This is a genomic window from Rhodococcus sp. GQ147, from assembly GCF_059759155.1.
On sequence record NZ_JCAXDU010000011.1, the window covers coordinates 174,699 to 195,030 of the forward strand.

Sequence of the window (20,332 nt, forward strand, 5' to 3'; positions counted from 1 at the left end):
GCGAACGCTGGGGCGGCCGAGTCGTCTCAGTAGTCGTCGATCCCCGTCATCGTTCGTGTACCCGCATCCACGGTGTCGTCGACGACCGTTGCATCCACCCGGCCCGGCGCGATCCCGCGACGCTCCAACTCCTCCCACAGCCCGGCCATGGCCGCGACCGGGTCGAGGTAGTACTCCGATTCCCGGACCCGCCAGAACTTCCAGCCGCTGCGGTGCAGTTCACGCTCCCGCTCCAGATCGGCGCTCTGCCGGTCGGGGCTCGTGTGCCACTGCTCGTCGTCGCAGGCGACGGCCAGCTTGCCTGCCGCCCCGGTCACGACGAGATCGATGAAGTGGCCGTTCACCTCGACCCGCGGGTTCACGTGATAGCCGCGAGTGGCAATGTCCAGGAAGACGTCCTGCTGGAAGAGGCTGTCGAATGCCTCGTGCCGCTCGTCACGCGTCACGCCGGCGGGCATCGGCTCGGCCGGCCGCGGGGACGTCGTCCGCATGTGGGTGAGCAGCGAGTACCGCAGGTCGGTGCGGCGCAGCGTGTCGATGGTCCTCGAATGGAACAACCACAGCTGGTCCTGGGCACGCGACGCCGCCACGTTGAACCGTCGCTGGTATTCGGTTCGCGTCAATGCCGCGATGTTCTGTTCGGGCGCGACGACCATCGACAGGAACACCACGTTCCGTTCGTCGCCCTGGAAGTCCGGGGGCGTGCCGACGCGGAGCCTGCGTTCCTCCCACTGCTCCGGGGTGAGCCGCTCGAGCAGTTCGTTCTGGATGATGTCGACCTGCAGCTGCCCCTGCAGCACCACCACACCGAAGGTCTTGCCGTCGTAGGCAGGATCCTCGACGCACTTCACGAGCGTATCGACGAGGGCATGCGCCTCGGCATAGTTCGTCAGCGTCGAGTTCTGGCCGGTGACGGCACCGTCCTCGACAAGGGTGGTGCGCAACGGCTGCAGCCGATCGGAGCCGTACTGCCGCATGGGGACCAGCGGGTCGTCCGCGTAGAACTGGTCGCTCGACCACGCGATGATCTCCGGCATCGACCGGAAGTGCTCCCGCAACCGGACGATGCTGCCGAACCTCGACCGCAGCAACGAGAACAGACTCGATCGCGGAGTGAAGCTGTCGCGCAGATAGTTCGGGATGTCGGGCAGATACGAATCGAGACGGCTGAACACCCCGTCGAGCGCACCCAGCGACACCGCGCTCGGTGCACACTGCTTGTCATCGCCGACGACGATCACGCGCGGCGCCAGCCACAGCAGGAACAGGCTGCTGATGTCGGTCTGGCTCGCTTCGTCGACGATGACGACATCGAACGAATTCTGTTCGGGCGGAATCGAAGCCAGCACCTGCTGCAGCGGCATCACCCAGGCGGGCACTGCCCCCTGTGCGACCTGCATGGCCTCGCGTGCCGCCGCCCGATAACGCTCCGCATAACGGCCGGTGCCCTTACCGATGCTCGCGATGTGATCGCGGTACGAATGGAGCGCCTGGACCTGCTCGGCCGTGGTGCGGTCGAGACATGCGCTCCACGCCTTCTCCTCGACGAGCTCGGTCGTGAGTCGCGCGATGTCCTTCTCGAGTGCGTCGAGGTCGCGTTCGAACTGCCCGTCGTCGGTGCGCTCGTGGAAGCGTCGCACCCATTCGTCCGCGCGTCGCCACGCCCACGCCTCGTCGATGTCGGCGAGACGAACCGGCCAGGCGAGGCTCAACGGATTCTCCGCGAGGGCCTGAGCGAGTGCGGGTGCCGCGGAGGTCAGGCGTGCGTGGAGGGAGACGAGTTCCAGCTCCTCACGCTGCTCCCCCGCCGCCCGGTCCCACGCGTCCAGGGCCGCATTGATGGCGTCGAAGTCGGCGTCGTGGAAGGCACGGGCCAGCGCGCGTCCTTCGGGCGATGCTCCCCCGGAGATCTGTCCCCGCACGTACATGCCGATGGATTCGAGCCAGTTCTTGCTCGCTTCCGCGGTGCCCGCGGCGGCGATGGTCCGTGCCGACTCGGCGGTGGACCGCGCCTGCTCGATGCTCGTGATCCGCGGCGCCCCCGGATGGACTTCGCGCAGTGCGGATTCGACGTCGTGCACCCGGGCCACGAGATTGTCGACGATGGCGCGATCCCGGTCGAGGAATGCGAGGGTGCCGACGGCGCGGCTGCGTGACTCGTCGAGCTCGATGTCGATTCCGAGGTCGCGAAGGACCACCCGCGCGACCCGGATCGCCTCGAGCGCACGGAGGTGCTCGGCGACGATGCGCGCCGTCTGGGCGGTAGTGGCGGCGACGCCGTCGACGGTCGCGATCTCCCCGAGCGCTTCGACGGCGGATTGCTCGTCGCTGCGCCGGAACCGGGTGAAGCCACTGCGCCACGTGTCGCCTGCTTCGAGCTTGCGGGCGAGCGCGTCGTACGCCTCGAAGGCCTGTCGTCCCGTCATCGCGATGTCCACCGAGCTGGCACCGACGATCCGGTCGGCCTCCTGCGCGGCCTGCACGAGCCGGGCGAGCTCGGCGGTCTTCCCCCACAGGTGCTGGGCCCGGCCCGACAGGACGTCGTCGGCGACGCGCTGGATCCGGGCGTCGAGCCGGTCCGCGTCCTCGAGGGCACCCTGCAGCTGCTCGCACAGATCGCGGATACGGCCGAGTGCTTCGAGCGATGCACCCTCGAGGATCCGCAGCAGCCCCTGCGTCTCGCCGTTGGTCGTGCCGCTCGACGCCTGGAAGACGGCGGCGCACGCGTACTGCAGTTCCCTCTGGGTGGGCAGTGACAGTTCAGGGAAACGCTGCTGGCGACGGCGCGCGCGCTCGACGCTCGACCGCTGGTGCAACGAGTGGAGGGTGACGAGTTCGTCGACCGTCAGCGGTGGGGTGTCGGTGAGCAGAGGCGCGGGCAACCACGCGTACTTGGCTTCGTGTGCGCGGACCCGTCGGACGATCGACGCGGCCGTCCCCTCGTAACCGGCGGCGACGTCGGCGTGGACCTCGGTCTCCTCCGCGCGCGCCTGCCGGATCTGTTCCATCAGCGTCGCGCGACGGTCGAGAGCGTCGTTGCGTTGCGAGGTGAGCTCGTCGATGCGTTCCTGCGCGCGTCGAACGTTGAATTGCGCCTTGCGGATGGCGATTTCGCTGACACTGCGAGTGAGTTCGACCGTGCCGCCGTGCACCGGGTCGGTCACGGCCACGCACAGTTCCTGCAGCTCGGACGGGAGCTTCTCCCGGAGCACGCGCAGCGCCTGCGCCTTCTCACTGGTGACCAGCACCCGCTGCCCGCGCGCGAGCAGCGCCGCGACGATGTTGGCGATGGTGTGGGTCTTACCCGTACCCGGAGGTCCCTCGACCACGACACCGCTGTCGCCGGCGAGCCGGTCGATGATGTCGCGCTGTTCCTCGTTCGCGGGCAGCGGCAACAGCTGCTCGCCGGTGAACTCGGTCGACGGCGTGCCGATGCGGTCGAGCCATGCGACCCGGTCGGCCGGTTCGATCGCTTCGACGAGCTGCGCCAGCCCGAGCGGCACCGGGTTCGACTCGTCGGCGGCCGCCTCGGTCATGCGGCTGTAGTACTCGATGAGCGCGTGCGCGCCGCGCTTGCGCAGCACGAGCACCGGCGACGGCGTCACGAAGGCATCCGACGACGACGCTTCGTCCGCACGATCGACGACGTCGACCGGCACGGTGAGCGCACGCTCGGCCCAACTCTTCAGGAACGCGCGAGCCGCGGGGTCGAGAGGCGACGCGACCTGGGTGACGAGGGCGTCGTGCAGCTCACGGACGCTCGTCGGGTCGAAGACCTCCAGACCGGTGAGGAGCTGGACGTCCTCGAGCGACGGCCCCGCGCTGGGACTCAGCCGGACCACCAGGTCGCCGGAATCGCCCTGTCGCTCGATGAGCGCGGCTTGGGTGATCAGGTGCGTGTGGACCCGCGCGCCCGCCACACCCTCGGAGAGGTGCAGCAGACCCGACGCGACGACGAGTTCCAGCGATTCGGGCTGGTCCTCGAGGTCGAGCATCGCTCGCTGCAGGAAGCTGTACAGATGCGAGGCGGCCTGCCGCTCGCGGTCGACGACCGCCCACGTGCGCCATTCCGTCAGCCACGCGTCGAGACCGTCGATGCCGATGGCCTGGGGGTCGAGTTCGGGCTCGACGGCGGAATCCGCGATGTCCCCGTGCATGTAGTTCGCGAGCTCGGCGGGCGGGCGCGGGGGCTCTTCGAGCTGAGCGCGACGCGCGCGCAGGACGATGTCGCCCGACGCGGCATGGGCACGCAGGCCGGCCCTGATATTTCCCTCCTCGAGGGACATCACGGCGCGGTGTTTGTCGACGACGCGGACGGGCGCGCTGCGGGCCTTGACGAGCTCGGCCAGGAAGGCAAGCAGGCGCTGCACGCGATCCCTCAACTCGGGTTCGCGCTCGCCTGACCCCACTCGCACTCCACTCACCCTTGCGGACGTCCTTCCGCCCGTCGACGGAGACGGGCATGTCCACCTTAGAAGTCTTGGTCGACATACGCGTTTCCGGACCCGGACGACGCGCGCCGCCATTTCCGCCGAGTCTCGCCGTCAAGATGCTGACCTGCAGGAATGAGCGAGGTCGACGTGTCAAGGGATGGTGATCGTGCGCGAGGCGCTCGGAGCGTGGTTGGTCGTGCCGAGCTCCCGTGCCGTCTGCCGCGGCGGCACATGATCGAGCGCCCACCGCTCGACCAGCAGCGTGATCTTGGTGAGCATCTCGGTGCGCAGACGCTGGAACGAATCCTCCGGATCGGTCCCCACCCACCCGAGGAGCACCCACCACGCCCACGCGACCGCGCCGGCGTTGGCGACGAAATCCGGGATCACCGGGATACCGCGTCCGGTGAGCACGGCTTCGGCGTCCGGCGTCGTCGCGGAGTTCGCGGCCTCGATGACGACCCGTCCGGCGACCCGGCCGACGTTCTCCGCCGTGATGGCGTAGGAGATGGCGGCGGGGACGAAGATGTCAACGGGAATGCCGATCACCGCGTCGCGCGGCAGTTGTTCGAGGTGCGACGGGAGGCGGGACCGGTCGATCTCCCCGTACTCGTCCCGAAGGTCGAGCAGTGCCGGGATATCCAATCCGTCAGCGCAATACAGTGTTCCGGCGGCATCGGCGACGGCGGTCACGCGCATGCCCGCTTCGTGCAGGTACCAGGCGGCGCCGCCGCCCATCGTGCCGATTCCCTGGATCGCCACGGTGGTCTCGGCCGGCGCCCAGCGGTATGCGTTCGCGGTGGCGATGCAGGCCTGCGCGACGCCGTAACCACCGATCACGTCGCCCAGCAGGAAACCGCCGTCGACCGGCGCATTCAGGGAGGTGCGCACCCGGTCCAGGGTGATCGCCGGGTCCGCCGCACGGCTGATCGCGGCGTGGAAGGACTGATGCAATCCCAGCCGCTCGAAGACCTCGTCGAGGAGATGCTGGGGAACGCCCAGGTCCTCGGCGGTCACCCAGTGCGCGTTCAACCAAGGACGCATCGCCTGGCAGAAGCGCTGCAGCACGTCGACGGCACGGGGATCCTTCGGGTCGAAGTCGATCCCGCCCTTCGCGCCGCCCACCGGCAGGTCGAACACCGCGGTCTTCGCGGCCATGCCGCGCGCCAGGTCCTCGACCTCCGACATCGTGCACCCGGCCCGCATGCGGGTGCCGCCGGTCGCCAGATCGCCCACCAGGGTGTGGACGACGAGATAACCGTGCGCACCTGTCACCGGATCCGTCCAGGTGAGACGCATGAAAGGTTCGTCCCTGCGGGTGTCCACCGCGTCGACGCGTGCTGCCATGGTGGTCATATGCGGTCCCCCGTTCGTCAGAGCCGTCGTTACGTCGATTCGGCCGGTGACGCCAGCGTGCCCGGGGGTAGCGCGGGGCGTCCAGTTACGAAACTCGAAGGTGAGAGTTCACGATTTCTACACAACGCGAGCTCACAGCGGTTGCAGGTCCCCGGGCGCGCCCTACGCTGACGGCATGGAGTTGTCCCTGCGCCGGTTACGGATGCTTCGAGAACTGCATCGTCGAGGTACCGTCACGGCCGCCGCGCTCGCCCTGCACTACACCACCTCGGCGGTCTCGCAGCAGCTCACCCAGCTCGAACGGGACGTCGGCGCAAAGCTTTTCGAGCGCCGGGGACGTCGGGTCCAGTTGACGGAGGCGGGCGTGCTGCTCGCCGAACATGCCGAGGAGATCCTGCAGTCGGTGGAGCGGGCGACGACCGCGCTCGAACAGTCCCGCGACGGGGTCAGCGCGCGCCTGACCGCCGGTGTGTGGGCCTCCGTCGCATCCACTCTGATCCCCAGCGCGCTGGCGTTGTTGGCTGCCGAGCACCCCGGCATCGAGGTCCGCACGAGAGAGCTCGCCCCCGAGGAGACCGCCGGAGCCGTCCGTGACGGATCGCTGGACTTCTCGTTCGTCATCGAATACTCCGGCTACCCGATGTTGTGGGATCCGGAGCTGACCAAGGTGGTGATCGCGGTCGAGCGACTGCACGCCGCGGTGCCGCCCGGGACGGTGCCGGCGGGCACCATCGCACTCGCCGACCTCGCCGAGCATCCGTGGGTATTGGCCGGCCCGAACTCGCACTTCGGCCGCGCGGTGAGCCTCGCGTGTCAACGTGCGGGGTTCGAGCCGAGGATCAACCACGAGGTCGGTGAGCAGGCGACGGCGCTGGCGATGGTCGCCGCGGGGCTGGGTGTCACGCTCGTCTCCGATCTCGGGCTGACGTTGAGCTCACCCGGGGTCGAGGTGGTGGCGCTGACCGAACCGCTCGTGCGCACGATCTCCATCGCGCATCGCGGGGTCGCGTCGGAACGGCCGCCGCTGCGCCTCGTGATCGACGCGGTACGCACCGCCGCAGCGGAACGGGGGCTCGCGGCGCAGTAGCCACGAGCCCCCGTCTGTCGCTGCCTACTGCGCGAGCTGCTTACGCAGCACGTACTTCAGGATTCCGCCGTGCTGGAAGTACTCGGCCTCGGCGGGGGTGTCGATGCGCACCGTCGCGTCGAACTCCGTGTCCCCCGCCTTCACGTGCACGGTCTCGGGGATCTCGTCGCTGTCCGCCAGACCGGTGATGGTGAATTCCTCCTCCCCCGTCAGGCCGAGGCTCTGCGCCGACTCGCCCTCCGGGAACTGCAACGGCAGCACGCCCATACCGATGAGGTTGGAGCGGTGGATGCGCTCGTACGACTGCGCGATCACCGCGCGCACCCCCAACAGCAACGTGCCCTTGGCCGCCCAGTCACGCGACGAGCCCGACCCGTACTCCGCGCCCGCGAGCACGACCAGCGGTGTGCCGTCCTCCGCGTACTTCTGCGCGGCGTCGTAGATGCTCATCTGCTCGTCGGTCGGCAGATAGCGGGTGACGCCACCCTCGACGTCCGGCACCAGTTGGTTGCGCAGTCGGATGTTGGCGAAGGTGCCGCGGATCATCACCTCGTGGTTGCCGCGTCGCGACCCGTAGGAGTTGAAGTCGGCCTGCTCGACGCCGTGCTCCTGCAGGTAGCGACCGGCGGGGCTGTCGCGTCGGATCGCACCGGCCGGCGAGATGTGGTCGGTGGTCACGGAGTCGCCGAGCAGCGCGAGTACCCGCGCGCCCTCGATGTCGCGCAGCGGCTCGGGTTCCGACGACATGTCCTCGAAGTAGGGAGGACGTCGCACGTAGGTCGACTCGTCCTTCCATTCGAACACCTCGCTGTCGGGCACGTCGAGGTTCCGCCACGTCTCGTCACCGGTGTAGACGTCCTGGTAACCGGTCTCGAACATCTCCGCGCGCACCGCGTCGTCGATGACCTCCTGGATCTCCTGCGTCGTGGGCCAGATGTCGCGCAGGTAGACCTCGTTGCCCTCGCTGTCGGTGCCGAGTGGGTCACTGAAGAGGTCGACGAGCATCGACCCGGCCAGCGCATACGCGATCACCAGCGGCGGCGACGCGAGGAAATTCATCTTCGTCTGCGGATGGATGCGTCCCTCGAAGTTGCGGTTGCCCGACAGCACGGCCGAGACGTTGACGTCGTGCTCGTCGATCGCGGCCGCGATCTCGTCGGGAAGCGGGCCGGAATTGCCGATGCAGGTCGTGCAGCCGTAACCGACGAGATTGAAGCCGAGCTTGTCGAGATAGGGCGTCAGACCCGAACGTTCGTAGTAGTCGGTGACGATCCGCGACCCCGGAGCCAGCGTGGTCTTCACCCACGGCTTGCTCCGCAGCCCCTTCTCCACGGCCTTCTTGGCGAGCAGCGCCGCACCGATCATCACCGACGGGTTCGACGTGTTCGTGCACGATGTGATCGCCGCGATCACCACATGTCCGTTGTCGAGTTCGAACTCGTCGCCGTCCCCGACCCGCACCGGGACCTTCTTCGACGGCGGCGCCGAGGTGTCGGCGTCGTCGGGCACCGGGTCGCGCGGCTCGTCGCGGGAGTCCTCGCTGCGCACCGACACCGGGTCGCTGGCAGGGAATGATTCGAGCACGCCCTCGTCGACACCCGAGTCCTGGACGCGGGAGACGACGTCGGGCACTTCCTCACCGTTGAGCAGCGAGGTCACGGCCTTCGGCGCGAGGGCGACGGGGATGCGGTCCTGCGGTCGCTTCGGGCCGGCGACGGACGGTCGCACCTTCGACAGATCCAGTTCGACGACCTCGCTGTAGTCGGGTTCGCGATCGGGGTCGTGCCACAGACCCTGTTCCTTCGCATACGCCTCGACGAGGCGGATCTGCTGGTCGTCGCGACCGGTGAGGCGCAGGTAGTCGAGGGTGGCGTCGTCGATCGGGAAGATCGAGATCGTCGAGCCGTACTCGGGGCTCATGTTGCCGATGGTCGCGCGGTTGGCGAGCGGCACATTGGCGACGCCGGGGCCGAAGAACTCGACGAACTTGCCGACCACGCCTGTCTTGCGGAGCATCTCGGCGACGGTGAGCACGAGGTCGGTCGCCGTGGTGCCCTCCTGCAGTTCGCCGGTGAGCTTGAAGCCGACGACCTGCGGGATCAACATCGACGCCGGCTGGCCCAGCATCGCCGCCTCGGCTTCGATGCCGCCGACACCCCAGCCGACGACACCGAGGCCGTTGATCATGGGGGTGTGCGAGTCGGTGCCGACAAGCGAATCGGGATAGGCGACGAGCCCGCCGTCCTCGTCCTCCCGCGTGAAGACGACGCGGGCCAGGTACTCGAGGTTCACCTGATGGCAGATGCCGGTGCCGGGCGGGACCACCTTGAAGTCGTCGAACGCTCCCTGCGCCCAGCGCAGTAGCTCATAACGTTCGCGGTTGCGCTGAAACTCGAGGTCGGTGTTGATCCGAAAGGCGTCCTCGGTGCCGAAGACGTCGGCGATCACCGAGTGGTCGATGACCAGTTCGGTGGGGATCAGCGGGTTGATGCGCTTCGGGTCGCCACCCTGCTGGGTCATGGCGTCGCGCATGGCGACGAGGTCCACGACGCACGGCACGCCGGTGAAGTCCTGCATGAGAACGCGTGCCGGGGAGAACTGGATCTCCGGGTTGTGCGTCGACTTCGGATCCCAACCCGCGACGGCCTCGATCTGCTCCCGGGTGACCAGTCGCCCGTCCTCGGTGCGCAGCAGGTTCTCCAGCAGGACCTTGAGACTGTAGGGCAATCGCTCCGAGCCCGGGACCTTGTCGATGCGATAGATGCGATAGTCGGTGTCGTCGACCTTCAGGGTGTCGCGCGTGCCGAAACTGTCGTCACTCATGAACGTGCCTCCCGACTGCGATGTTTCCGGTGGTTACCCGAATGGGTAGCCCGTTCCGCCGTGCGGCAATCACATGGGTGGATTCAGGCGCCCCGGACACCGGCAGAGGGCGACTCGATAGCGACGCGTGAAACGGTCATCGGTGCGCGTTATTGCGCGCTCCGATAACCACTTCGCGCTCTTGGTCCGGGGTGCTGCACGAGCGCCTCGCGGAGTGTGTAGCGCGGGCGGTGGCGGACGCGACACCCATACGGTCATTCCATACAGAACGGACATCGCATTGAGCCTGCCCGCCGACTCCCGGCCGCGTCATCCGCGGCCTGCCCGGAGTCGACGGGGACGGATTTCACTGCGCAGGCCCCTGTGTCGGAATGCGCGATCTCGTGGAGGCGTCGACGACCCGCGGCAATAAGCCGCAGGGTCCCACACTCTCCCGCCCCGTCCTCATACGGACTGCAGCCCACATCCAGGGCGGGGATGCGCCAGGCCGACAGCATTCACACAAGGATTGGATTCAATAAAGAAGTTCATCGGAACGCTCGCTGCTGCGGCAACTCTCGCTACGGGCACTGCCGTGCTCACTGCCCCTGCAGCACAGGCAGCGACGGTTTCCGGCAGCGCGGTGAAGTACGTGTTCTGCAGCTCCAACCAGCACAACAACCAGATCTCGTACGACGACCGGTACGGCCAGGTCAGCAAGATCGTCAGCCTGTCCGCCAAGGCGCAGGACAACACCTATTGCGGGGTCATCGAGGTCGGCATCGAGTCCGACTCCTATGTGTCGGCAATGATCGAGAACGAGCGCGCGCACTACGTCTACGCCGCCGTCTACTCGGTCTCCTACCCGCTGTTCTCGGGTAGCACCGGCGCGCCGCCGAACTACGCCTTGGTTGCGAGGGACGAAAACCACAGCAGTTACGGCAGATACAACTACGCCTTTGCATACTGACGCTCAGCGCTGAGCCTCCCTCACCCATAGTGGGGTTGGCGAGGTGACCGAGTGCCCTCGGCTTCTCTGGAGCCGAGGGCATTCGAGTACGGCGATCGTGAAGTCGACGTCTCCTCGCTGTTCTCAGCTCTGTGTTAGCGTCTGCACGGCAGTCGATCGGGGGGGTCGCATGGGTAGGTGGAGAACAGTTGCGCTCACTGCAGTCGCGGCAGTGGTGACGGCGTGCAGTCCGAGCGCCGCGGAGACGGCCACGAGCGACGAGGCCGCAATTTCGACCACCCGCACTCCGCGCATCACCGATGACTCCGGCCGACCACCGGTCGCCTTCGATCCCTGCTACGACATCCCCGACGACGTCATGAACGCGGCCGGGTACGACGCGGCGAAGAAAGAGGTCGCGGACATGCCGATGGGGACTTATACGTTCCTCGGATGCGCTTACGACAAGCGGGACTACGTCCCAGGCGTGCGACGTGGATACGGTCTCAACATCCTGTCCGGGAACGTCACTCTCGAGGAAGAGCTGGCAAAGAACGAGCGCATCGCCACTGATACTACAGTCAACGGCCGTCGAGCCCTCGTAGAAGTGGACTCTGCAGATCGAAATACCTGCACGTATGTCCTGCAGACCGACTTCGGCCTGATCATCTTCAGCAGGTTGTACTACACAGACCATGCAGGTCCAGCCCCCGAAGGCGAATGGTGTTCAGGTATGGACGAGTTCGTTACGACGCTTGAGCCATTCATCGACAACTAGCCTCAGATGGAGTAGGGATGTCCGATTACGTGCGCCTTCAACCGGAGGTCGTGGACGAGATTGTCCGAATCTGCAATGTCATGCTCTCCGAGATGGAGGAGACAATGCGAACCGCGAATAGACTCCCCAGAACCGACGGTTTCGGCGACTTCGACTCCGCGCAGCAGCTCGCCGCCGGCTACCGACGGAAGGCTGCGGGCACACCGGAATCGGCAAAGGAGCGCGTCGAGCAGTTCATCGACGCCCTCACCCAACTCCGCGACGCCTTCGCCACCGGCGGAGAAGCCTTCCTCGACACCGAATCCGACTGGGCACGTCAACTCGCCTCCACCGACCCCGACAACGGAGCGGGAAACCGTCATCAGAGCGTGCAATAACGCGCACCGATGACCACTTCGCTCTCCGGAGTACTGCCATCGGTGGTTGTGTTAGCGTCTGCCGACAAATCGATCGGGGGGTCGCATGGGTAGGTGGGGAACAGCCGCGCTCGCAGCACTGGCGGTAGTGGCGACGGCGTGCAGTCCGGGTTCGGCGGAGCCGGCCACGAGCGACGAGGCTTCCACGTCGGCCACCCGGACCCCGCGCATCGCCGACGACTCCGGCCGACCACCGGTCACCTTCGACCCCTGCTACGACATCCCCGACGACGTCATGAATGCGGCGGGGTACGACGCGGCAAAGAAAGAGCTTGCGGACATGCCGATGGGGACTTATACGTTCCTGGGATGCACATATCGCGATGACAACAAAATTCCTGGTACCAGACGCGGATATGGTCTCAACATCCTTGCTGGAAACGTGACACTCAATGAAGAACACAGCAACAACGCGCACATCGCTACAGCAGTTTCCATCAATGGCCGGCGCGCCCTCCTCGAAGTCGATCCAAATCGGAATGACACCTGTAAGTACGCCGTAGAGACTGGCTTCGGCCTCCTCATGCTCACCCGGATATACCACACGGACTACCCAGGATCTGCTCCGATCGGGGAATGGTGCACAGGATTGGAGGAGCTTGCCAACTCGATTGAGCCTTTCCTCCCCACATGAACCACAACTATTCGAAGGATCCTCGATGAGTGACTTCGCCAGGCTCGAACGGCATGTCGTCGACGAAATTGTCCGTATCTGCGAGGTGATGCTTCGGGAGTTCGAGGACGCCCAAACGACCGCAGCGAAGCTCCCTGACGTTCGTGGCTTCGGCGAATTCGCGTCCGCCCAACAACTTGCCGCCGGCTATAGGCGCAAAGCGTCCGGAACCCCTGAATCTGCAGTCGAGCGCATTGAGCAATTCACCCTTGCTCTCACCCAACTCCGCGACGCCTTCGCCACCGGCGGAGAAGCGTTCCTCGACACCGAATCCGACTGGACACGCCAGCTCACCGCTACCGACCCCGACAGCGGAGCGAGGAATGGTCATCAGAGCGCGCAATAACGCGCACCGATGATCATTTCGCGCTCCGGAGTACTGCCACCGGCGACTGTGTTAGCGTCTGGCCGACAATCGATCGGGGGGTCGCATGAGCAGGTGGGGAATCGTCGCGCTCGCAGCACTGACTGTCATGGGGACGGCGTGCAGTCCGGGTTCAGCTGATGATGTTGCTGTAGGCGACGAAACCACCACCACGACAACCCGGACCCCGCGCATCACCGACGACTCCGGCAGACCCCCCGTCACCTTCGACCCCTGCTACGACATCCCCGACGACGTCATGAACGCGGCCGGGTACGACGCGGCCAAGAAGGAAATCGCGGACATGCCGATGGGGACGTACACCTTCCTCGGCTGCACATACGACAACAGGGACCACATCCCAGGCGTGCGCCGTGGATACGGCCTCAACATCCTGGCTGGCAATGTCTCTTTGGACGAGGAGTTCCAAAAGAATGCACATGTTGCCAGCCAGACAAGCATTAACGGCAGACCGGCGCTCCTAGAAGTAGACCCCGACGCACGAAACGGCTGCAAGTACGCCCTGCAGACAGATTTCGGAGTTGTACTCGTCACCCGAGTTCTCTACACCGACCACTCGGGCCCTGCACCTCAAATCGATTGGTGTGCAGGCATGGAAAACCTCGTCGCCTCGGTTGAACCCTTCATCGCGAACTGACATCGAACAGGACGAACATGCCGGAGTTCAGCAGGCTCGAGCCTCACGTCGTCGCAGAGATCCTAAGGATCTGCGAAACCATGCTGGATGAGTTCGACCAGTCGTACAAACACACTTTTAGGCTCACCGACGTCCACGGCTTCGGTGATTTCGACTCCGCTCAACAACTTGCTGCAGGCTATCGACGCAAAGCTGCAGGCACACCCGAGTCGGCCAGAGAACGGATGCAACAGTTCATCGACGCCCTCACCCAACTCCGCGACGCCTTCGCCACCGGCGGGGAAGCCTTCCTCGACACCGAATCCGACTGGGCCCGCCAACTCGCCGACACCGACCCCGACAGCGGAGCGCGAAATAGTCATCAGAGCGGGCAATAACACGCGCCGATGACCATTTCGCGCTCTGCAGTGCTCTGTCGATCCCCACCCGCGCGACGAAGCAGAGATCAGTCGTCGACTTCCACCCCGTACCGGCGTGCGAGGGCCGCGAGGTCGTCGTCGTATCCTTGCCCCACCGCGCGCAGCCGCCACTTGTCGGCTCGGCGGTAGATCTCGGTGAGCACCATGGTGCGTTCGGTGGTGCCGGCGTCGAGCACGAAGGTCGCGGCGGTGCCGGTCTCACTGTCGACCGCGACCGATACCGCGCCGAGTTCGCCGAAGGTGCGGTTGCCGTCGATGGCCGCTGCGATGGCGATGCGTTCGCATTCGGCGGGAAGCTCCGCGAGGTCGACGCGGATGCAGTGCTCACTCGAACCGTCGATGGTCAGTTCGATGACGCCGTCGTCGTAGAGCGGATTGTTGTAGAAGACGAAGTCGTCGTCGGTGTCGACCTTCTCGTCGGCGCCGAGCAGGAAGGCGACGATGTCGAGATCGAATTCGTCGCCGACAGCTTCGGCCTTCCAGGCGACGTTCACGGCCCAGCGGTGACTGTCGGACGGCAGGTCGATCACTTCACCGCGGGACAGCACCGGCGCCGTGAGCCGTGACTCCACCCGCATGTGCGGGGGCATCACTCCGTTCTCCACTGCGGCATCGACGTCGTCGGGTCGCAGGACGGGCAGCTCACGTGCCGCGACCCGCGCCATCCGCTTGTCGGCCTCTCCCCCGTCGAGGACCAGCACGTCGGTGACGGTGGCCGTGAAGTTGAGGGCCGGGCGGGCACCGAGCTGGGTGAGACGCGAGCGCATCATGACGGCCTGCAGGTGCGTGCCGCCGAGCAGCAGTACCTTACGTCCGGTCCACAGCTTGGGCTTCTCCCCGGTCGGCGGCCGGACCGGGGGCACCACCGCGACCTGCGGTTCCGGTGGCGGGATGATGTCGACGACGGTCGCAACCTTCGATTCGCCCGGACTCACCCGCGTCAACAGCTCCTCGAGCTGCTGTTCGCTGATCACGGGAATGCCTTCGGCCATCGCCTTGCGGACCTTGGCGGTCTGCACGGTCGGGTCGTTGCACACCACGACGCTGGTCTGTCTGCTCGCGTTGTTCATCACGTCGAGTCCGGCGTCGGTCAGCCGGTTCGCGAGTGCGACCCGCGGAGTGACGGTGGAGCCGCTGATCACGACCTTCATGCCTTGGACGAGCCCATCGTTGCCGAGGCGACCCGGGTTCTTCCACTGGCACGCGACCCGCGGAACGGATGCGGGATACACCGATTTGCGGCTGCGGCAGTTGACGACGGGCAGCGGCAGTTGCAGGTTGTCGGCCATCGCGGCGCTGCGCAGGAAGATCTCCGACAGGACGCGCGCGTCGTCGTAGGCGTCGTGCTCCTGCAGCTGGTGGACCTGCCAGTGCTGCGCAAGGGTCGCCAATCGGAAGTTGGGGACGTCGAGTTCGAGCCGGCGCGACAACGCGAGCGTGCACAGACGGTGCTCCGCCGGCAGCGACGTGCCGGCCCGACGGAACTCGGCGTCGAGGAATCCGTAGTCGAACGACGCGTTGTGGGCGACGATCGTGGCGCCGTCGAGAATCCCGGCCAGTTCACCGGCGATGTCCTCGAAGCGCGGCGACCCGGTGAGGCGCTCCCGCGTGAGGTTGTGGATGTGCACCGGTCCCGGGTCGCAGCCGGGGTCGACGAGGGTCGAGAACTCCTGCTCGACAGAGCCGTCCTCGCGCAACACGAGGGCGGCCACGCTCAGGACCCTGTGGGCGTTGGACCGCACACCCGAGGTTTCGACGTCGACCACCACCCATCGATGGTCGCGGGGCAACGTCACGGCGCCCTCCGCGGGTGCGTGCACTTCGATCACGTCATCCTCCGATCGCTTTCATCCCCCGACGAAAACCGACACGGTCGGACATTGTGGCCCTTGTTACCGACACTGTCGTCACCGCCCCGACATCGAGCCGATCCCGTAGGAGACGGTTGTCGTAGGCGTGTGCCACCATGGGCGCGATCGAAGCGAGAGGGAAGCTGTGTCGACTGCCGACCTGTACCGCCTGACGCGGCTGCGCGATCAGCACGCCGCGTGGACGCTGCTGCGCGCCGACCACGCCCCCGCAATCCTCGGGATGCTGGGACGACACTTCGATCGGGGAACCCGGCGACTTCCCGCCCCCGAACTGTTTGCCCGCCTCGACGCAGACCTGCAGGACCTCCGCGACCAGGGATTCGACCTTCCACGCACCGCCCAGGCCTACTGCGCAGATTGGGTGCGCGCCGGATTTCTGCTCCGACGTGCCGATACGGGCTCGCGCGAAGAGACGCTGGAGCCGACCGAGTCCGCATTCGTCGCACTGAATTTCGTTGCGCAACTGACGACCGACACCAGTTCGATCACGGAATCACGACTGACAACCCTGTCGAGCCAGTTGCAGGCGCTGGCTCGCGATTCGGACCCACGGAGCGAAACCCGTCTGGCAACGCTGCGGGCCGAGCGCGACGCACTCGACCGGCAGATCGCAGCGGTGGAATCCGGCGACTTCCCTGTCCTCGATGGCCCACGGGCCGCGGAACGCGTGTCGGAGATCCTCGCGCTTGCCGGCGAGATCCCCGGGGATTTCGCACGAGTACGGGCCGAACTCGAAGGGCTCAATCGCGAGTTGCGCGCACGGATCCTCGACGACGAAGGCGACCGCGGCGACACTCTGGGCGAGGTCTTCCGAGGTGTCGACCTCATCGGCAGTTCCGATGCAGGACGCAGCTTCACCGGGTTCTACGACATGATCATCGATCCTGAACGGTCTGCACCGCTCGACGACTGGATCGAGGCGGTACTGACTCGTCCGTTCGCCCGGAGCCTGTCTCCCGAGCAACGTCATCGGTTCCGATCTTTGCTCACCGAGATGGAGGACGCAGGTGGCGAAGTGCATGCGACGATGACGTCGCTGTCACGCTCACTGCGGCATTTCGTGCAGTCCCGCCATTACGAGGAACATCGCCGATTGCAACGTCTGTTGCGCTCGGCGCAACAGCACGCTCTGCAGGTGGCACCCCACCGCAAGCCTTATGAACCGCTCGACCTCGACCTGGTGCGGATCGGCATGAGTATCGAATCGGTCGCGGCATTACAGTTGCACAATCCCGCAGACGATCTGGTGGCCGAACCGGTGGTGTCGCAGACGCCAGGTGAGGTCGACCTCGACGATCTGCGGCGGATCGTCCGCGAATCGGAAATCGACATGGACGAGCTGGTCGGTAGCATAGCGGCCACACTGCGCGTGCGCGGTAGCGCGACGATCGGCGAGGTCCTGCGCGAACATCCCGCAACCCAAGGGTTGGCAAGCGCCATCGGGCTTCTGGTTCTCGCCGTCGAGCACGGACACCGCGTGGAGGGCGATGAGGAGATTTGCTGGAGCTCCCCATCCGGCGTCGAACGGGTGGCCACGGTACGCCGGCATCTGTTCGATCCCACCGATCCTGCCTTCACCACCTTGGAACAGGACAGCCTATGACCGACACCACGACCGGGCTGTATCCCGGCGACACCGGCGAACTCGAACTCGACACCCGGCGCGCATTGGTCCAGCTCCTCAAGGGTCCGCTCATTACCGCCGGCAAGCATCCCGAGGTGTGGCGGACGGTGATCCGCGACGAGCGCGTGCTGCGTTCTCGGTTGGCCGATGTGTTTCTCGATCTCGTCGTCGACGAGGACGAACAGCTCGCATTCACCCGTCCCGCCGAAACCGGCGATCACAAGGCCCCCGCAGTGTTGCGCACCGAGCGATTGACATTCATGGACACCGTGATGCTGTTGTCGCTGCGGCAGCTGCTCCTCCGCGCACAACCCGGTGATCGGGTCATCGTCGATTTCGACGAAATGGCCGGGCAGCTCGAGATGTACCGTGCGGCCACGAGTACCGACCCGGCCGGTTTCCGGCGCAGGGTCAACGCTTCGTGGGAGAAGTTGAAGAAGTACAGCCTTCTCGCGTCGACGTCGACGGAGGGTCGGATGGAAGTCTCTCCGGTGTTGCGGCAGTTGTTCGATGCCGATCAGGTTGCTGCTGTGGAAGCGGAGTTCCGGCACATCGTCGCGGAGAGTCAGCCGTGACGGCCACCCCTCCCCACCCGTCCCAGTTCCGGCTTGCCCGCGTGCAGGTGGTGAATTGGGGAACCTTACACGGTCACCACGACATTCCGATTGCGCGCAAGGGTTTCCTGATCACCGGCGCGTCGGGATCCGGAAAATCCACTCTCATCGATGCGATCTCCACGGTGCTCATGCCGGGCGGCAGTGTCCGATTCAACGCGGCCGCGCAGGAATCCGCGGCCGGTTCCGGGCGCAACTTCGTCAGTTACATCCGCGGTGCGTGGCGGCGCGAAGCCGATGTCGATACCGACTCCCTGACCGCTTCCTATCTACGTACGGGCGCCACCTGGAGTGCCGTCGCGCTCACCTACCGCACCGGCGACGGTGCCGCGCCCGTGACGCTCGTCAAGCTCATGCACCTGCGGCGTGGAGCCAACGCGAACAACGATGTCTCTCACCTGCATCTGATCTTCGATTTTGATTTCGACCTGATCGATCTCGAGCCGTTCGCCGGCCGCGGTATCGACACCCGGGGCATCCGAAAGCGTTGGCCCGGGGCTACTGTCAATCCCAGTTACACGCCGTTCGCTCGCGCCTTCCGCGCGAAGCTGGGCATTTCGTCGGAGGCGGCCCAACGGTTGTTGCACCGAACACTGTCGGCCAAGAGTCTGAACAGTCTCGATCAGTTGCTGCGCGACTACATGCTCGACGAACCCGACACCTTCGCGATGGCCGATCGCGCGACGTCCCAGTTCCGCGACCTGCGCGAGGCGCACCGTGTCGTCGTCGACGCGCGTCGGCAAGTCGAGGCACTCGATCCCCTTGTCGGTCTCGCGGAGGTTCGCCGCCGAGGCCTCCAGCAACAACGCGAACTACAGGAAGAGAACGACCACCTCGACGCCGTGCATGCCCGGATGACGGTGGATCTGCTGCGAGAGAAGCTCGACGAGGCCTACGCACAGATCGGACTGTTGCAGACTGCCGTCGACAAGACCTCGGTGGAAGCCGAGCGCGCGGCCGAGCGCACCCTCGATCTGCGGGTGCGGCTCGAAACCACCGACGGTGGACGGTTGTCCACTCTCAGGCTGCAACGCGACGCGGCGGAAGCCGACCTGACTCGGACCGTACAGTCACGGAGCAGGTTCGACACCGCCGTCGGATCGTGGGAAGCAGAGGCACCGACCACCGCTGAGGAGTTCGCGCATCTGCGAGCCCAGCTCGAAACGGAGTTGCGTGAGCTCGACGCGACAGTCGGTACACGTAGAAACGATGTGTACGAGGTGGTGCGAGCACTCGGCACACTGCGTTCCGAACACCGACAACTCATCGCCGACCGAGAGCTGCTCGCCCGGCGACGCTCCAATCTCGATCCCGCTCTACTGCGGATACGCGAACTGGTCTGCACCGCAGCTGGTCTCAGCGAAGACATGTTGCACTTCGCGGGCGAACTCCTCGAAGTGCGCTCCGAGCATGCCGAGTGGACCGGCCCCATCGAGCGCGTACTCGGCGGGCTTGCTCGCACGATGCTCGTACCCGACGAATATTATTCACGCGTTGCAGCAGTGGTCGACGCGCAGCATCTCGGCACCCGGTTGGTGTACCGCCGGGTGCGTACTCGTTCCGGCCGACCTGCCACCCCGGCGAGCGGTGACGAATCGCTGGTTCGAAAACTGGACGTGCGGCCGGGACCGCTCGCAGCGTGGCTGCAGCACCACCTCGCCGAGCGTTTCGACTATGCGTGCGTGGCGACCGTCGACGACCTGAGAGGTGTGCCGCGCGGCGTGACCCGGGCCGGTCAGGTCAAGCACGGCGGCGAGCGGCACGAGAAGGACGACAGGTACCGCGTCGACGACCGCAGCCGATGGGTGCTCGGGTTCGACAACGAAACCAAGCTCTCCGATCTGCGTCGCCGCATCGGCGAGGTCGAATCCGAGATCGCCCGCCTGCAACGTCGGCAGGAGTTGCTCGAGCACGCAGAGTGCACGGTACAGCAGCGTCGACACGCGGCGGAGATCATCCTCGACACGACCTGGGCCGACATCGACGTCGAAGCGGCCGAGGCAGCGGTTGGCGCGATCGAGCATCGACTCGAGGGATGGTTGCAGGGCAATGCCGAGTACGCCTCGCTCACGCTCGATCTTGCCCGTGCGGAAAACGAGGAGAAGGAGGCCCGCGCAGCGTATACCGCAGCCGGATCCGGTCTCGAACGCCACCGTGGCGATGTGGAGCACACTCGGCAGCGGCTTGCAGAAGTGGAAGCACACGCCGATTCGGCGGTTCCCGACGGGATCGACAAGCGCATCCGCGCACGCTTCGATGCTGCCGCACGTCGACCGACGAGCGAGAAC

General features: G+C 66.0%; 15 protein-coding genes. 11 read left to right on the forward strand and 4 right to left on the reverse strand.

Annotated elements, in window-relative coordinates:
• Window positions 1-26: 26 nt before the first annotated feature.
• Both AC6CID_RS14725 and AC6CID_RS14730 read right to left on the reverse strand, forming a co-directional pair.
• Entirely contained in the window at window positions 27-4,409 is a 4,383-nt protein-coding gene (locus AC6CID_RS14725) for a PDDEXK-like endonuclease domain-containing protein (RefSeq protein ID WP_498354137.1), read from the reverse strand.
• 174 nt (window positions 4,410-4,583) lie between these two features.
• Entirely contained in the window at window positions 4,584-5,789 is a 1,206-nt protein-coding gene (locus tag AC6CID_RS14730; protein WP_498354138.1) for a glutamate dehydrogenase, read from the reverse strand.
• A 175-nt stretch (window positions 5,790-5,964) separates the two neighbouring features.
• On the opposite strand from AC6CID_RS14730, the gene AC6CID_RS14735 reads away from it, so the two are divergent.
• Window positions 5,965-6,876 (forward strand): LysR family transcriptional regulator, encoded by a 912-nt coding sequence (locus AC6CID_RS14735; protein WP_064061956.1) that lies wholly within the window; start codon window positions 5,965-5,967, stop codon window positions 6,874-6,876.
• Between the two features lie 24 nt (window positions 6,877-6,900).
• Here the strand turns inward: AC6CID_RS14735 and AC6CID_RS14740 are convergent, their stop codons facing one another.
• On the reverse strand, window positions 6,901-9,699 hold the full coding sequence (locus AC6CID_RS14740) for an aconitate hydratase (protein WP_217579984.1): 2,799 nt from the start codon (window positions 9,697-9,699) through the stop codon (window positions 6,901-6,903).
• A gap of 574 nt (window positions 9,700-10,273) precedes the next feature.
• Between AC6CID_RS14740 and AC6CID_RS14745 the strand changes: the two genes are divergently transcribed.
• From AC6CID_RS14745 to AC6CID_RS14775, 7 genes are all read left to right on the forward strand, one after another.
• On the forward strand, window positions 10,274-10,648 hold the full coding sequence (locus tag AC6CID_RS14745; RefSeq protein ID WP_498354139.1) for a hypothetical protein: 375 nt from the start codon (window positions 10,274-10,276) through the stop codon (window positions 10,646-10,648).
• A gap of 169 nt (window positions 10,649-10,817) precedes the next feature.
• Window positions 10,818-11,405: a DUF3558 domain-containing protein gene (locus tag AC6CID_RS14750; RefSeq protein ID WP_498354140.1), complete on the forward strand. Its 588-nt coding sequence runs from the start codon at window positions 10,818-10,820 to the stop codon at window positions 11,403-11,405.
• 17 nt (window positions 11,406-11,422) lie between these two features.
• Window positions 11,423-11,782, forward strand: coding sequence for a hypothetical protein (locus AC6CID_RS14755; RefSeq protein WP_498354141.1), 360 nt, complete (start codon window positions 11,423-11,425; stop codon window positions 11,780-11,782).
• 85 nt (window positions 11,783-11,867) lie between these two features.
• A complete protein-coding gene (locus AC6CID_RS14760; protein WP_498354142.1) occupies window positions 11,868-12,455 on the forward strand; it encodes a DUF3558 domain-containing protein in 588 nt (195 codons plus the stop codon).
• A gap of 25 nt (window positions 12,456-12,480) precedes the next feature.
• Window positions 12,481-12,840, forward strand: coding sequence for a hypothetical protein (locus tag AC6CID_RS14765; protein WP_498354143.1), 360 nt, complete (start codon window positions 12,481-12,483; stop codon window positions 12,838-12,840).
• 85 nt (window positions 12,841-12,925) lie between these two features.
• Complete coding sequence (locus AC6CID_RS14770; protein ID WP_498354144.1) at window positions 12,926-13,516, forward strand: DUF3558 domain-containing protein; 591 nt, start codon at window positions 12,926-12,928, stop codon at window positions 13,514-13,516.
• Between the two features lie 17 nt (window positions 13,517-13,533).
• Complete coding sequence (locus AC6CID_RS14775) at window positions 13,534-13,893, forward strand: hypothetical protein (protein ID WP_498354145.1); 360 nt, start codon at window positions 13,534-13,536, stop codon at window positions 13,891-13,893.
• Between the two features lie 68 nt (window positions 13,894-13,961).
• On the opposite strand, the gene AC6CID_RS14780 is transcribed toward AC6CID_RS14775, so the two are convergent.
• The gene (locus tag AC6CID_RS14780; protein ID WP_498354146.1) at window positions 13,962-15,764 is read right to left on the reverse strand and encodes a TerD family protein; all 1,803 of its coding nucleotides are present in this window, start codon (window positions 15,762-15,764) and stop codon (window positions 13,962-13,964) included.
• A 166-nt stretch (window positions 15,765-15,930) separates the two neighbouring features.
• On the opposite strand from AC6CID_RS14780, the gene AC6CID_RS14785 reads away from it, so the two are divergent.
• The 3 genes from AC6CID_RS14785 to AC6CID_RS14795 all read left to right on the forward strand — a co-directional run.
• Window positions 15,931-17,409 carry a DUF3375 domain-containing protein gene (locus tag AC6CID_RS14785; RefSeq protein WP_498354147.1) on the forward strand — a complete coding sequence of 493 codons (1,479 nt, stop codon included), beginning with the start codon at window positions 15,931-15,933 and terminating at the stop codon, window positions 17,407-17,409.
• Window positions 17,406-18,005, forward strand: a complete 600-nt coding sequence (locus AC6CID_RS14790) for a DUF4194 domain-containing protein (protein ID WP_033097366.1) — start codon at window positions 17,406-17,408, stop codon at window positions 18,003-18,005. Before AC6CID_RS14785 ends, AC6CID_RS14790 begins: the two co-directional genes overlap by 4 nt.
• On the forward strand, window positions 18,002-20,332 hold a 2,331-nt coding region (locus AC6CID_RS14795), incomplete at its 3' end, for an ATP-binding protein (RefSeq protein ID WP_498354148.1). The genes AC6CID_RS14790 and AC6CID_RS14795, both read left to right, overlap by 4 nt.

Excerpts from the sequence above, each read along its gene's own strand:
- AC6CID_RS14750 (WP_498354140.1), top strand. The coding sequence starts at position 10,818 with ATGGGTAGGTGGAGAACAGTTGCGCTCACTGCAGTCGCGGCAGTGGTG.
- AC6CID_RS14730 (WP_498354138.1), bottom strand. The coding sequence starts at position 5,789 with ATGACCACCATGGCAGCACGCGTCGACGCGGTGGACACCCGCAGGGAC.
- AC6CID_RS14775 (WP_498354145.1), top strand. The coding sequence starts at position 13,534 with ATGCCGGAGTTCAGCAGGCTCGAGCCTCACGTCGTCGCAGAGATCCTA.
- AC6CID_RS14735 (WP_064061956.1), top strand. The coding sequence starts at position 5,965 with ATGGAGTTGTCCCTGCGCCGGTTACGGATGCTTCGAGAACTGCATCGT.
- AC6CID_RS14765 (WP_498354143.1), top strand. The coding sequence starts at position 12,481 with ATGAGTGACTTCGCCAGGCTCGAACGGCATGTCGTCGACGAAATTGTC.
- AC6CID_RS14755 (WP_498354141.1), top strand. The coding sequence starts at position 11,423 with ATGTCCGATTACGTGCGCCTTCAACCGGAGGTCGTGGACGAGATTGTC.
- AC6CID_RS14770 (WP_498354144.1), top strand. The coding sequence starts at position 12,926 with ATGAGCAGGTGGGGAATCGTCGCGCTCGCAGCACTGACTGTCATGGGG.
- AC6CID_RS14760 (WP_498354142.1), top strand. The coding sequence starts at position 11,868 with ATGGGTAGGTGGGGAACAGCCGCGCTCGCAGCACTGGCGGTAGTGGCG.
- AC6CID_RS14740 (WP_217579984.1), bottom strand. The coding sequence starts at position 9,699 with ATGAGTGACGACAGTTTCGGCACGCGCGACACCCTGAAGGTCGACGAC.
- AC6CID_RS14790 (WP_033097366.1), top strand. The coding sequence starts at position 17,406 with ATGACCGACACCACGACCGGGCTGTATCCCGGCGACACCGGCGAACTC.